Source organism: Nocardia puris (assembly GCF_036051655.1).
In the GTDB taxonomy this organism is placed as follows: Bacteria; Actinomycetota; Actinomycetes; order Mycobacteriales; family Mycobacteriaceae; genus Nocardia; species Nocardia puris.
On the sequence record NZ_CP107943.1, the window covers coordinates 7875663 to 7889040 of the forward strand.

Consider the following 13378-nt stretch of genomic DNA (forward strand, 5'->3'; position numbering starts at 1 on the left):
CGCTACCCAACGGCGTCCGCGCGCCACCGCGCCACGGCCCGGCCGATCTCGGTGGCGGGCGGTTCGTCGTAGAGCCATTCGCGCGCCAGGCGATGCCAGTTGTTGGTGGTGCCGAGCTGCCCGAGCGCGGCGAAGGTCCACAGGTCCACCCGGCGCGAGAAGACGTGCTCGGGCGGCAGCAACTGGTGGCGCATATTGCGGAACTCGGCGGCCCTCGGGTCCACGGCCAGCAGGATCGCGCTGGTGGCGACCTCGGGGGTCACCGTGATCTCCTCGTCCAGCAGGTGCCACCCCGCCGCCGCCCACACGTACTCCAGGCACTCCTCCGGCGTGACGGCCGACTCCGGGTCGACGATGCCGCGCGCCACCCACGTCGTGTAGATATCCTTCGGACGGAATTCGCCCGCCGCGCGCAGCACCATGCGCTCGAAGTCCAGGTGCGCGGGGTCCATCCGGTTGTAGAGCCCGAAATCCACGAAGGCCAGGCGCCCGTCGGCGGCCAGCAGGATATTGCCGGGATGCGGGTCACCGCAGAACTCGTGGTCGGCGAACATCGCGCTGATGTAGAAGCGGTAGATCAGCTCGCCGAACTCGTCGCGCGCCGCGTCGGGCAGTTCCTGCAGGCGCTGGAACGGATGCCCGGCCACGAATTCGCTGACGAGCACGTGGTGCGAACAGAGCTCGGGCACGGTGTCGGGAACGGTGATGTACGGGTGCCCGCGGTAGCGCTCCGACACCCGGTGCTGGGCCAGCGCCTCGCGCGGATAGTCCAGCTCACCGGCGATATTGCGGCTGATCTCGTCCAGCACACCGGCGTCGGCCGCGCTGGGCAACATCGACTTCCACAGCTTGCTGAACAGGTCGAGGTTGCGCATGTCCGACTCGACGGCTTCGTCGACGCCCGGGTACTTCACCTTGACCGCGACGTCGCGACCGTCGTGGGTCCTGGCCCGGTACACCTGGCCGATCGAAGCGGCGGCGACCGGCGTCTCGTCGAAGTCGGCGAATGCCCGCGCCAGCGGTCCGAGATCCTGTTCGATCACCGCGCGCATGGTGTCGAACGGCACCGTCGGCGCGCGGTCGGTGAGCTCGGACAGCTTGGTGCGGAACAGTTCCCGATGCGATTCGGGCACCAGGTCGATGTCGAGGACCGACAGCATCTGCCCGAGCTTCATCGACGCGCCCTTCATGCCGCCGAGCACGGTGACGACCTGCTGGGCGGCCTGCAACGCGGACCGCTCGGCCAGCAACTGCCTGGCCTGCTCGGGTTTGCCGATCATCGACAACCGCGTCCCGACGCCGCGCACCGCCTGCCCGGCGGCCAGACGTCCGATCCGGCCGCTGCGCGCGAGCCGTCCCTTGGGCAACCGACCGGCGACCATGCCTCACATCCCTCCGAGACGAAGCGGTACGCGCGAACTTACGGCACAGGTCGCGGTTCGGGGCCGGGTTGCTCCGGGTGCGCCGGATCCTGTCCACCGTGACGAGGATCAGGCCGGTTTCGCTGTGATCGCTCCCAAAAAGCTCCGCTACGAGCCGATCCGCTTCTCGAACCAGTGGTCGGCGTAGGGCTCGTCGTTGAACGGCGCGATCTCCTCGAAGCCGTGCGCGCGGTAGAGGGCGATCGCGGCGGTGAGCGTCTTGTTGGTGTCGAGGCGGACGCGGTCGTGGCCGTGTCGGGCGGCGTGTGCTTCCAGTTCGGTGAGCAGCCTGCGGGCGAGGCCGAGGCCGCGCACGTCCGGGGAGACCCACATCCGCTTGATCTCGGCGACGCCGTGCACGGGCAGTTTCAACCCCGCGCAGCCGACCGGTTCGCCGTAGAGGCGGGCGACCAGCAGCAGGCCGCGCGGCGGGCTCAGCTCCCCGGCGTCGGGCAGCAGGCTCCGGCCGGGGTCGAATCCGGTGTCGAAGTTCTCGTGGAGTTCGGCGTAGTAGGACCGCAGGCAGTGTGCGGCGTCGGGGTGATCGGGCGCGACGACGTCGACGGTGACGGTGGACGCGGTGAGCAGCCGGTCGACCTCGGCCATCGCCGCCACCAACCGCTCGCGCTGAGCCCCGTTGAGCGGGCCGAGCAACGAGGCCGCCAGTTCGTCACTGCGACGGTCGAGTTCGGCCCGCTCGGCGCGGCCCGCGTCGGTGAGGTGGACGGTGCGCAACCGCCGATCGCCGGGGTGCGGCGCCACCGTCACCAAGCCGTCGGCCTCGAGGGAGCGCAGCAACCGGCTGACATAACCCGAGTCCAAGCCGAGCCGCTGCCGCAACCACCGCACGTCACACCCGCCCTCCCCCACCTCCCACAGCAATCGGGCCTCACCGATCGGCCGATCACGACCGAGGTAGTGATCATGCAGCACCCCCACACGTTCGGTGACCGTCCGGTTGAACCGCCGCACCCGCCCGATCAGCTCGTCGCCCATTTCTTTGACTTTAGTCAGAGAGTTTCAGTGGTTCAACCTGGGGCGCTCTCGGCGCCCGTCGGCCCGGCACCCCCGCGGCACTCCGCCTCGATGTCGGAGGTGGGCAAGCGATCTGTCTTGCAAGGGTTTTCGATGAATCCGGCCCACCGGCCGAGCGGGCACTTCTCATCAATCCGCCGAACCACACCCCGAGCACGCGCACCTCCACAGGTGCGAGGTCATGCTCGATACCCCGATGCCCGGGGCGGGGGCAGCCGTAGAGTTCCACGGCGTGCTGGTCGGCGCCGAAGAGTCATCCGGCTGGCAGACTCGAGCTCGTTGTCGACCACGAAAGGCAGTGTCGTGCGGATAGCGATCGCCGGAGGCGGTACCGGTGGGCATGTGTTCCCCGCGCTCGCGGTAGCGCGGGAACTGCGCGCTCGAGACAACTCGACGCGAGTGCTGTGGCTCGGGCAGGCGGACTCGCTCGAGCAGCAGACCGCAGCTGCCGACGGCATCGAGTTCGCGACCGTGGCCGTCGGGAAACTGCGCCGGGACCGGAACCCATTGCGAATGCTCAACCGCGCCAATGTGACCGACATGGCACGGGTGCCGATCGGTGTGGCCCAAGCCGTGCGGCGGCTGCGCGCATTCGCCCCCGACGTCGTGTTGACCACCGGTGGATACGTGGCTGTACCCGTCGGCGTGGCCGCCGGTGTGGTGCGTGTTCCGCTGGTCGTTCACGAGCAGACTGTCGGGCTCGGCTTGGCCAACAAGGTGTTGGCGCGGATCGCGACCGCCGTGGCGGTGACGTCGGAGGCGAGCGTCGCGGTGCTGCCGCCGCGTGCCGCCGCGCGTGCGGTGGTCACCGGTAACCCGGTTCGCGAGTCGGTGCTCACCGGCAGCGCCGCGGCCGCGCTGGAGCGGTTCGGCGGCGGGTTCGACCCCGGCTTGCCGACCGTGCTGGTCACCGGCGGCGCCCAGGGCGCCCACCAGATCAACACTGCCCTGGCCGAGACGCTCGAGTCACTGTTGGCCCAGGCCAACGTGATCCACCAGGCCGGTGCTGCGGATCTGTCGGCGTTGCAGGAGACGGCAGCGGCGTTGCCCGGCGAGGTGTCCGGGCGCTACGTCGTGGTCGACTTCATCGACGGCGCGGGGATGGCCGATGCGCTGGCGTCGGCCGATGTCGTGGTGTGCCGGGCCGGTGCGGGCACGATCGCTGAGCTGACCGCGCTGGGTAAGGCCGCGGTGCTGATCCCGCTGGCGTCCTCGGCCGGTGGTGAGCAGGCGCGAGCGGCGCGGTTGTTGGAGCGGGCCGGTGCCGCGATCACGGTGTCGGGCACGGTGACCGGGCAGACCGTCAGCGCGGCAGTCAGCAGACTGCTGGCCGATCCGGACGCTCGCGCCCGGCTGGGCAAGGCCGCCCGCGAGCTGGGGCGCCCCGATGCCGGAGCGCGGCTCGCCGAGCTGGTGCGCACCGTCGCCGCGGGCGAACCGTCAGTCAGCCGCACCGGGTGAGCGCGGCCGCCAGCGCATCGACGACTGTGGTGACGTCGACCTCGGTCATGGCGGGATGGAACGGCAGCGACAACAACTGCGGCGCACTGTGTTCGGTAGCGGGCAGGCGACGGTACCAACGTTCGAAGGCGGGCTGAGTGTGGTTGGGCGGGTAGTGAACTCCGACGCCGATGCCCGCGGCCCGCATCCGCGCGAACACCTCGTCGCGATTGTCGACGAGCACGACCAGGTTGAACGGCACCGTGTTGTCTATATCGACGTCGACAAGTTCCACGCCGTCGAGGGCGGCGAGCGCACCGGCATAGCTGCGCCACAGTGCGGTTCGCAGTGTCGCGACTTTGTCGAAGTGGGCCAGCTGCACGCGGCCGACGGCGGCGTGAACGGCGGACAGGTGGTAGGGCAGTCCGTGCCCGTCGACGCGATAGTCGGTGGTGCGGATGCGGGTCAGCTGGTTGGCACGGATCCCCAACGTGCGCAAGGCGCGTAGTCGTTCGACTTCGCGGCGGTTGCGGGCCACGATCGCTCCACCCTCGAGACAGGTGATGTTCTTGATCGGGCCGAATGAGAAGCAGGTGAGCTGACCAGTCGCGCCGACGCGGCAGCCGTCGCTGTGGCGGGAGCCGAAGGCGTGGGCGGCGTCTTCGACGATGGCGATCTCCCGGTCGGCCAGTCGGAGTTCGGTCAGGTCGACCGCGCGGCCGCCGTAGAAGACCGGCAGCACCGCGCGGGTGTGAACGGTGATCGCGGCGTCGACGGTGTCGGGGGTGACGCACTGAGTGGTGGGGTCGATATCGGCGAAACGTGGCACGCCGCCGGCGGCGCGAATGGCGTGGATGGTGGCACAGAATGTTTGAGAGGGGACTACGACTTCGTCGCCGCGCCCGATCCCGGCCGCCATCAACGCCATGTGCAGAGCTGCTGTGCCGCGGTGGGTGGTCACGACCTCGACGACGCCGAGATGGTCGGCAAGTTCCCGCTCGAATGCCTCGGTTTCGGTGTTGTGCCCGTACTGCCCTGCGATCAACGCGTCGGTGAGCGCGGCGGTTTCGGGACCGTGCAGGTACGGAGCGGCGTTGCGAGCGATGGCCGGGGTGTCAGTGTGCGTGGGCATCTCGGTCTCCTGTGGTGACGGCGAGGGTGGCGACGTATTTGGTGAGGGTGACCTCGGATTGGTAAGCGAGCCGGTCGTGGTCGATCGGCCCGCCGAGCAGCGCAGCGAGGTATTGGCCGGTCAGGTCGGCGCCCGCAGATTCGGCGGCCAAGAACGCACCGGCCGGGCGCGCGTTGATCTCGGTGACCTGCGGCCCGGTGTCGGTGGCGAATCCCTGTACGCAACACCACCCCTTGATGCCGACGGCGGCCAGGGCGTCGCGCACCAGCGCGTCGATCTCGGGGTCGGTGAAAGTACGGGTCACGATCGACAACCCCCCTTTGGTCAGCAGCCGCCACCGCAGCACAACACCGGCACGGCCGTCGTCGCCGACGAGGCAGTCCGCGGTGAATTCAGTTCCGGTGAGCTGGACTTGCACGATCGAGTCCTCGATCAGCAAGCACGCTGCGCGGGCGCGGTCCCGGCCTCGGCATTGCAGGACTCCACGCGAGCCCTGACCCGTGCGAGGTTTGACGACGAACTGTCCGTCGGCGGGCGCGTCGTCGAGTTGCTCGGGCAGCCAGGTCGGCGGGTGCGCGACGGCGGCTCTGACGAGCGTCTGGGCGAATACTGCCTTGTCTCGACAGGCATCGGCCGCCCGGCGGGTCGGTAGCCAGGTCCGTGCGCCCACCGCGGCCAACTCACCTGCCAAACGGATCAGAGTAGGCAACTCGGATTCCACGGTCGGGGCCACCGCGTCGACGGTCTCGGTGTCGCACAGATTCACCAGGGCTTCCCCGTAGCGGGGATCGGTGACGTGCGGGCACAACCGTGGTTCGATCCCGTCGAGCAGCAGCCCGTTGGCCAGTGGGTCGGCGTCGGCGCCGATCACCGTGACGCCGAGTTGCTCCAGACGCCGGGCGATATCGAATCCGGGCTGGCCACCGATACCTGTGACCAACACTCGTGGCCCGGTCACCGGTGGACTCCGAAGCCGGTACGGGCGGCCAGCATCGGTGCCCACCTGTCGGCGTTGGTGCGGTACCAGGCGATGGTCTCGGCCAGCCCGTCGGCGATGCCGCGCTGCGGCCGATATCCGAGCCGGGCGATCTTGTCCCACGTCATCGCGTATCGGCGGTCGTTGCAGCAGCGATCGGGCACCCGGATCACACGATCCCAGCCCGCACCCATCTCATCCAGGATCAGTCCGGTGAGCGCTTCGTTGGTCAGATCCACTCCGCCACCGACGTTGTAGACCTGACCGGGAACGCCGTGGCGGCGCACCAGTTCCAGGGCCGCACAGTTGTCGGCGACGTGCAGCCAGTTCCGCACGTGCTGACCGTCGCCGTGCAGCACGATCTCGGCGCCGTGCAACAGCGCGGTGATGTGGGCGGGGATGATCTTTTCCGGGTGCTGATGCGGCCCGTAGTTGTTCGACGAGCGAGTTACGCACACCGGCACGCCGTGAGTGCTGAAGTAGGACAACGCGATCAGGTCGCCGGCGGCCTTACTCGCCGCGTACGGCACCGTCGGCGCCAGCGGCGCGTCCTCGCTGGCGGCGCCGTCGAGCACCGGCCCGTACACCTCGTCGGTGGACACGTGCACCACCTTGGCAATCCCGTGCCGGCGCGCGGCCTCGAGAACCGTCTGCGTGCCCGCCACGTTCGTGGAGATGAAGCGGGCTGCTTGGGTGAAGGAGTGATCGACGTGCGATTCCGCGGCCAGGTGGACAATTTCGTCGTGATCTGCGACCAACTCGTCTACCAGGGCGGTGTCACCGATATCGCCGGGAACCAGGCGAAGCCGCGGTGAGAGCATCGCGGCGCCGAGGTTTCCCGCGTGCCCGGCGTAAGTGAGCGCGTCGAGCACGGTGATCTTCTCGACGTCGTCGTGGTCCAGTAGATGCCGGACGTAGTGCGAGCCGATGAAACCCGCGCCTCCCGTCACCAGGACTCTGCTCATACGTACCTCCCCGAACTCGGTCGGCCCACCGGGCTCTCCCGCAAAGGTCAGAGTGTGGATTCCGGGCCGTTGGTGTCCCATTTCCCCACGGATGCAGGATGTTTCGACAGTGTGGGCGCATACTCACGGGATACTCACGCACACGCACACCCGGCGAACAGGAGCACCGCGACAGTGACCCCGGCCGACACATCGCCCGCCGACGATCCCGCGACGCAGGTCAACGTCTTCGCACTCGAGCTACGCCGCTGGCGAGACGTGCGCGGCCTGTCGCGCCGCGCGCTGGCTGCCAAACTGGGCTACAGCCGCCCCTACGTGTCCAAGATCGAATCCGGCACCGAGCGACCGTCGAGGGACTTCGCCGCCTGCGCCGAGTCGACCCTGCAAGCCGGCGGGGCGCTACGCGCGGCGTTCGCCGAGTTCAGCGCCGGACGTTCCACCACGGCCCGCGCAATCCCCGTCACCGACACCGCCGACACGATCGGATCGCTGGTGGTCGACCATGACGACGCGAGCCTGTCCTTCGACGGCCACACCTACCGGCTCCGTCAACGGCGCCGCCTGATCAACGGCGGCGCCGAACCGATCACCCGCTACCTGATCAGGATCTCGGTCGACCGCTACCCCGGCGACCCCGAACGATCCAACCAGCTCTACCAGGAACATCCACTGACCTGGGACGAGATCGGGCTGCACGCCTGGCACGGCGACCACCGCGCGGAGCCCATGGCGTGGACCGTCCACCACGACCGCGATGCGTTCAAAGAAGTGTGGCTCGAGTTCAGCGAATTCGGCGGCGGCCGCCATTTCCCGCTCTACCCGAGCCACGCCTGCTGGATCGAATACGAGTACACCGTCTCGGCGATCCACTGGGGCAACTGGTTTCAGCGCGCGGTCCGCCTGCCCACCAACCGCCTGTCGGTACGGTTGGACTTCCCCGCCGCGCTGCAGCCCTCGGTCTGGGGCCTGCAAACCTCGATGGCCGCCGAGGGCCAGCCGTTCCGCACACCCATCAACCACCGGACCGACCAGGAACGTCACACCTACGCCTGGTCCACCGAGCACCCGCCCCTGCACGCGCGCTACCGCCTCGAATGGAGTTTCCGCGGACGCAACGACTACGAATACACCCCACCGAGCAAGGTCATGGCCGGCCTCGGCATCGCTCAAGAAGGCGACGACATCCTGCGCCGGATCGCCCGCCCGTTCGACCTACCTGCCGAAGCCGAAGACGCCCGCCGTGTCGTCACCGAACTGACCGCGGCCGCCGAACGAGTAGCCCAGGCCCACGTGTTCGGCAAAGGAATGGGGATCGCCGCGCCCCAGATCGGGATCAGCCGTGCCGCAGCGATCGTGCGCACCCCAACCGGGGACACCATCACCCTGTTCAACCCACGCATCGTCGAAACCAGCGGTGAAGACGAACAGTACGAAGGCTGCTTGAGCTTCTTCGACCTACGCGGCCGGGTACCGCGACCACTGACGATCCACGTCGAACACACCGACATCGACGGAAACACCCGGATCACCGAATTCGATCGAGGTCTCGCGCGCCTCGTCGCTCACGAAGTCGACCACCTCCACGGACAGCTCTACCTCGACCGCATGAAGCCCGGCGTCGAACCCATCTCCGTCGAGCAGTACCGGGGCACCGGCACCAACTGGACCTACTGACATCGGCGGTGGAGGCGCGGAAGACCGCAGGCCTGATGCGCCGCCGGTACACCAGCACGGCCGGGCCCACCACGGTGAGCACACCCGCCGCCGTCCCGCCGAACGATGTGCGGGCTCGAGGGTACGGTCGGTACGCGGCGCACCGAAGCCTGAATTACATTCTGCGACAACATATTTTGCATGAGCGACCACTCGACTAAGGCGTCGCGGCCGTGATTCTGTCGGAGTTGTCACCCTGACGACCCCGCGTAGCGGGCCGCTGCCTCGTCATGGGTGGCGCGGTCGGGGAGGTCGGCGCCGGCGCGGGCGACCGTGAGAGCGGAGTTGAGGGTGGCGGTGCGGAGGATGCGGGCGACGGTGGTCGTGTCGATGTCCGCCAGGGCGGGGCGGCGGTGGGCGCCGAGGAGGTCGGCGGACCAGAGGGCGTCGAGCAGGCCCGCAGTGGCGGCGTCTCCCGCGCCGACGGTGTCGATCACGTCGACCGGGTAGGCGGGCACTGTCACCAGGCCCGTACCGCTCACCGCGAAGGCGCCGCGGCCGCCCATGGTGACGACGACGAGCGCCGGGCCGGAGGCGAACCAGTCGCGGGCGACCTCCTCCGGGGTCCGGTCCGGATCGAACCAGTGCAGGTCCTCGTCGCTGACCTTGACCACATCACTCAACGCGACGAGGTCGGCGATGCGCGCGCGGGCCGCGTCCTCGTCGGCGATGATCGACGGCCGGACGTTCGGGTCGTAGGTGATCGTCGCCGATGTCCTTCCTGCGCGCAGCATTTCGGCCACGGCATGGCACCCGGGTTCGAGGACCGAGGCGATGGAACCGGTGTGGATCACCCGTGGATCGCCGAGGTCCGAGGGCACCGGCAGGTCCCAGTCGAGGTCGAATTCGTAGTCGGCCGAGCCGTTTTCGTCCAGGGTGGCGATCGCGGTGGAGGTGCGCGCGGCGGAGCGTCCGGGCGGCAGCCGGACTCCGGAGGCGGTGATGTACTCGACCACGTCGTCGCCGTGCAGATCCGGTCCGAGGTGGGTGCGGAAGTCGACGGGCCTGCCGAGCCGCGCGAGTCCGACCGCGACGTTGAGCGGGCTGCCGCCGACGTGTTCGTCGCGAATCCGCCCGTCGCGCACGACGACGTCGATCAGCGCCTCGCCCACGACGAGCGCGCCGTTCATACCGTCACCTCGGAGATCAAGTGCGCCAACGTCTCCCGAGCACCATGACGGTGCAGGGAGTCCAGCGCGCGCACATACGCGTCCACGAAGCGCGGCTGCTCGGCCAGATCGCCGAAGACGGCGGTGTCGGTGAGGAAGGCGATCGGATCGTCCCGCTGCGACCGCGCCAGCGGAACCAGCCGGTCGGCCAGCTGGTCCACCACGTGGATCGGCTCGCCGTGCTCGTCCACCCCCTCGGCATACCGCGCCCACGACGCGACCGTGGCGGCCGCCAGGCGCACCGAGCCCCGGGACGCCAGGTTGGCGCGGACGACCGGCAGCAACCACTGCGGTATGCGGTCCGACGACCACGCGCACAGCCGCTCGACGGTGTCGGCGATGCCGGGGTTGGCGAAGCGGCGCAGGATCGTGCGCCGGTAGTCGGCGAGGTCGATTCCGGGCACCGGCAGCAGAGTGGGTGTGGCCTCGTATTCCATGTAGGCGCCGACGAATTCGGCGAACAGCGGGTCGGCCGCCGCCTCGTGGACGAGCCGGTATCCAGCAAGATAGGCGAAGTAGCACAGACTTTGGTGCCCGGCGTTGAGCAGCCGCAGCTTCATCAATTCGTAGGGCGTCACATCGTCCACCAGCAGCACGCCCGCGTCCGCCAGCGGCGGCCTGCCGTCGGCGAAGTCGTCCTCGAGCACCCATGCCGAGTACGGTTCGGCCACCACCGGCCACCGGTCTTCCACGCCGAATTCCGTTGCCACGGCGTCGATCACGGACTCGGTGGTGGCGGGGGTGATGCGGTCGACCATCGAACTCGGGAACCGCACCTCGGCGGCGATCCACGCGGCCAGGCCCGGATCGATCCGTTCGGCGTACCCGGTGAGCGCCCGGCGCGCGACCACGCCGTTGCCCTCGATGTTGTCGCACGACACGATGGTCGGCGCGGGCACCCCGCGCTCCCGCCGACGCGCCAATCCCGCTGTGAGCAAACCGAATACGGAGACCTCGGCATCCGCCGCCGCGTCGATGTCGTACCCGCCCTCGGTGATGGTGAGCGACACGATCCGGGTGGACGGCGCGGCCAGCAGTTCGACGACCGACTCGGGATCGTCGGGCGCGTACCGGTAGTCGACCAGCGACCCGATCACGCGGGCCGACCGGGTGCCGTCGGGATGTTCGACGAGCAGCGTGTACAGCCCGTCCTGCACGGTGAGCGCGTCGGCCATCCGCCGGTCGCCGGGCAGCACCCCGACCCCGCAGATGCCCCACTCCCGCGCCTCTCCCGCGTTCATCAACCGGTCCAGATAGACGGCTTGGTGGGCGCGATGGAAGCCGCCGACACCGAAATGCACGATGCCGACGCCGATTCCGGCGCGGTCGTACTCGGGTGCGGGAATGCCGATCTCCGGCAAGGTTTTCGCGTCGAGCCTCATGACACCTCCACCACCGTCTTGACGTTGCCGGGCACGCGATCGGCGTCCAGCGCTTCGGCGACCCGTTCGAGCGGGAACCGCGCGGTCACCAACCCGTCCAGGTCGATCCTGCCCGTCACCGTGAGCGCGATCGCCGCGGGCCAGGTGTGGGCGTAGCGGAACACGCCGGTGACCGTCAGCTCCCGGTTCTGGATCAGCTGGGTCGGCAGTTCCATACTGCTCGCACCGGACCCGACCAGCACCACCGTGCCCGCCGGGCGCACCGCCCCCATGCCCGCCACGACGGCCGAGGCGGCACCGGAGGCGTCGATGAACGCATCCGCCCGCAGGCCGGAGAGGTCGTCGCCCGGCTCGCACACCGTGGTCGCTCCAGAGGCCACGGCCCGCTCCCGTCGCGCGGCGTCCGGATCGCTCACCACGATCTCCACCGCCCCGCAGGCGCGCGCCACCTGCGCGGTGAGCAGGCCGATGGGCCCCGCACCGGTGATCAGCACGCGAGAACCACCGGATATCAACGCTTTTCGCACGGCCGCGAGCGCCACCGACAGGGGCTCGCACAGCGCCGCCGCCTCGTCGGACAGGCTGTCGGGCACCGGGTGCGCGAAGTCGGCGCCGATGGTCACGTAATCGCAGAACGCACCGTCGACGGGCGGCGTCCCGAAGAACCGCATGTGCGGGCACAGGTGATAGTCACCGCGACGGGTCTCGGCGCTGCTCGGGTCGGGCCGCTGCGGCTCGATCGAGACCCGCTGCCCGATCCGGCTCGCGTCGACGCCGGCACCCACCCCGACGATCCGGCCCGCCGCCTCGTGCCCGAGCACCAGCGGTTGCGCGACGACGAAATCGCCGACGCGCCCGTGCCGGAAGTAGTGCGTGTCGGACCCGCACACCCCCACCGCCGTCACCTGGACCAGCACGTCACCCGGCGCGGGCGCGGGCACCGGCCGCTTCTCGATCTCGATGCGTCCCGGCGCGACCAGGACCGCCGCCCGCATCCGCGCGCCCGGCGAAGGTGTTGTGTACGTCACAGTCCACATGTTAGCGTATTGAGCATCTACTCAGGCTACTGAGCACATGCTCACCGAGAATCGGCCTGAGGCGCGGAGCATCCGGAGGTCGACGGTGACAGAGGTGGCGGTTCCGGCGGCCGAGGGCGGCCAGGGCGCGAACGCACCCGACGAGCTGCGCCTGGCCCTGCGCGCCGCGACCATGTACTACCTCGACGGCCTCACCCAGGCCGAGATCGCCAAGCGCCTCGGCGTCTCCCGCCCTACCGCGGGCCGGTTGGTGGCGCGCGCCAAGGCCAACGGACTGGTCCGCATCGAGGTGGTCATCCCGCCCGGCCTGCGCGACGACCTGCACGCCGACGAGGAACGCGAGCTGGAACGCCGCTTCGGCCTCACCGAGGCCGTGGTGGTCGCCGCGCCGCGCTTCGACCCCGGGCCGCCCGGCGACCCGTCGCTCTACACCGGCATCGGACGGGCCGCCGCCGCGCTGCTGCTGCGGCGCCTCGCGCCCGACGATGTCCTCGGCATCACCTGGGGCCCGGAGCAGGCGGCCGTCGCGATGGCGCTCACCTCGGGGCTGGCCACCTGCCGCGCCGTGGTGCAGCTCGACGGCGCGATCACCACCGCCGACTACCAGACCGGCACCGAGTTCATCCTGGGCCGCTGCGCCCAGATGTTGCAGGCCGACATCGTCCGCCTGCCCGCCCCGCTCTACGCCGACGCGGCCACCGTGGCCTCGCTGCGCGCGGATTCGATGCTCTCGCAGACGCTGGAGGCCGGTCGCACCGCCGACGCGATGCTCTTCGGCGTCGGCCCCGCCTCCACCGCGACCACGCTGTTCGAAGGCAGCTTCCTGAACGCCGAAACCCTCGACGAACTCCTCGATCTCGGCGCCGTGGGCGAGATCGGCGGCCGGTTCTTCGACGCCGAGGGCACACCGGTGGACAGCGATTTGCAGGAGCGCACCCTCTCGGTGCCGCTGGAGGACATCCGGGCCTGTCCCAAGACGATCCTGATCGCCGGCGGCGCGGGCCGCCACCGCGCCGTCCTCGGCGCGGTGCGCGGCGGCCTGGCCAAGCTGCTCGTCTGCGATATCGACTGTGCCCGTTATCTGTTGGATCAGTGAGGATGAGTTGAC

Annotated in this window: 11 protein-coding genes; 3 read left to right on the plus strand and 8 right to left on the minus strand. The window is 69.6% G+C overall.

The window, feature by feature from the left end:
• Window positions 1-2: 2 nt before the first annotated feature.
• A complete protein-coding gene (locus OHB21_RS36495; RefSeq protein ID WP_195125920.1) occupies window positions 3-1382 on the minus strand; it encodes an ABC1 kinase family protein in 1380 nt (459 codons plus the stop codon).
• A gap of 147 nt (window positions 1383-1529) precedes the next feature.
• On the minus strand, window positions 1530-2417 hold the full coding sequence (locus OHB21_RS36500; RefSeq protein ID WP_067510356.1) for a bifunctional helix-turn-helix transcriptional regulator/GNAT family N-acetyltransferase: 888 nt from the start codon (window positions 2415-2417) through the stop codon (window positions 1530-1532).
• Window positions 2418-2759: 342 nt separating this feature from the next.
• Between OHB21_RS36500 and murG the strand changes: the two genes are divergently transcribed.
• Window positions 2760-3917, plus strand: a complete 1158-nt coding sequence (murG, locus tag OHB21_RS36505; RefSeq protein ID WP_195125921.1) for an undecaprenyldiphospho-muramoylpentapeptide beta-N-acetylglucosaminyltransferase — start codon at window positions 2760-2762, stop codon at window positions 3915-3917.
• On the opposite strand, the gene OHB21_RS36510 is transcribed toward murG, so the two are convergent.
• From OHB21_RS36510 to OHB21_RS36520, 3 genes are read right to left on the minus strand one after another with little or no spacing between them, the layout of a single operon-like run.
• Window positions 3901-5028, minus strand: coding sequence for a DegT/DnrJ/EryC1/StrS family aminotransferase (locus OHB21_RS36510; protein ID WP_195125922.1), 1128 nt, complete (start codon window positions 5026-5028; stop codon window positions 3901-3903). The two genes, murG and OHB21_RS36510, sit on opposite strands and share 17 nt — an antisense overlap.
• Window positions 5012-5986, minus strand: a complete 975-nt coding sequence (locus OHB21_RS36515; protein WP_324192237.1) for an ATP-grasp domain-containing protein — start codon at window positions 5984-5986, stop codon at window positions 5012-5014. The genes OHB21_RS36510 and OHB21_RS36515 overlap by 17 nt, the downstream gene beginning before the upstream one ends.
• Window positions 5983-6969, minus strand: a complete 987-nt coding sequence (locus tag OHB21_RS36520) for a dTDP-glucose 4,6-dehydratase (RefSeq protein WP_195125924.1) — start codon at window positions 6967-6969, stop codon at window positions 5983-5985. Before OHB21_RS36520 ends, OHB21_RS36515 begins: the two co-directional genes overlap by 4 nt.
• Window positions 6970-7143: 174 nt before the next feature.
• Between OHB21_RS36520 and OHB21_RS36525 the strand changes: the two genes are divergently transcribed.
• The gene (locus OHB21_RS36525) at window positions 7144-8643 is read left to right on the plus strand and encodes a peptide deformylase (RefSeq protein WP_324192236.1); all 1500 of its coding nucleotides are present in this window, start codon (window positions 7144-7146) and stop codon (window positions 8641-8643) included.
• 230 nt (window positions 8644-8873) lie between these two features.
• Here the strand turns inward: OHB21_RS36525 and OHB21_RS36530 are convergent, their stop codons facing one another.
• Genes OHB21_RS36530 through OHB21_RS36540 form a run of 3 tightly spaced genes read right to left on the minus strand, consistent with a single transcriptional unit; the run spans window position 8874 to window position 12228 of the window.
• Window positions 8874-9812: a carbohydrate kinase family protein gene (locus tag OHB21_RS36530; RefSeq protein ID WP_195125926.1), complete on the minus strand. Its 939-nt coding sequence runs from the start codon at window positions 9810-9812 to the stop codon at window positions 8874-8876.
• The gene (locus tag OHB21_RS36535; RefSeq protein WP_195125927.1) at window positions 9809-11233 is read right to left on the minus strand and encodes a mannitol dehydrogenase family protein; all 1425 of its coding nucleotides are present in this window, start codon (window positions 11231-11233) and stop codon (window positions 9809-9811) included. The genes OHB21_RS36530 and OHB21_RS36535 overlap by 4 nt, the downstream gene beginning before the upstream one ends.
• Complete coding sequence (locus tag OHB21_RS36540; protein ID WP_195125997.1) at window positions 11230-12228, minus strand: NAD(P)-dependent alcohol dehydrogenase; 999 nt, start codon at window positions 12226-12228, stop codon at window positions 11230-11232. Before OHB21_RS36540 ends, OHB21_RS36535 begins: the two co-directional genes overlap by 4 nt.
• A gap of 136 nt (window positions 12229-12364) precedes the next feature.
• Between OHB21_RS36540 and OHB21_RS36545 the strand changes: the two genes are divergently transcribed.
• Window positions 12365-13366 carry a sugar-binding transcriptional regulator gene (locus OHB21_RS36545; RefSeq protein ID WP_407675268.1) on the plus strand — a complete coding sequence of 334 codons (1002 nt, stop codon included), beginning with the start codon at window positions 12365-12367 and terminating at the stop codon, window positions 13364-13366.
• The last annotated feature ends 12 nt before the right edge of the window (window positions 13367-13378 follow it).

Excerpts from the sequence above, each read along its gene's own strand:
- OHB21_RS36495 (WP_195125920.1), bottom strand. The coding sequence starts at position 1,382 with ATGGTCGCCGGTCGGTTGCCCAAGGGACGGCTCGCGCGCAGCGGCCGG.
- OHB21_RS36500 (WP_067510356.1), bottom strand. The coding sequence starts at position 2,417 with ATGGGCGACGAGCTGATCGGGCGGGTGCGGCGGTTCAACCGGACGGTC.
- OHB21_RS36510 (WP_195125922.1), bottom strand. The coding sequence starts at position 5,028 with ATGCCCACGCACACTGACACCCCGGCCATCGCTCGCAACGCCGCTCCG.
- OHB21_RS36520 (WP_195125924.1), bottom strand. The coding sequence starts at position 6,969 with ATGAGCAGAGTCCTGGTGACGGGAGGCGCGGGTTTCATCGGCTCGCAC.
- OHB21_RS36530 (WP_195125926.1), bottom strand. The coding sequence starts at position 9,812 with ATGAACGGCGCGCTCGTCGTGGGCGAGGCGCTGATCGACGTCGTCGTG.
- OHB21_RS36535 (WP_195125927.1), bottom strand. The coding sequence starts at position 11,233 with ATGAGGCTCGACGCGAAAACCTTGCCGGAGATCGGCATTCCCGCACCC.
- OHB21_RS36540 (WP_195125997.1), bottom strand. The coding sequence starts at position 12,228 with ATGCGGGCGGCGGTCCTGGTCGCGCCGGGACGCATCGAGATCGAGAAG.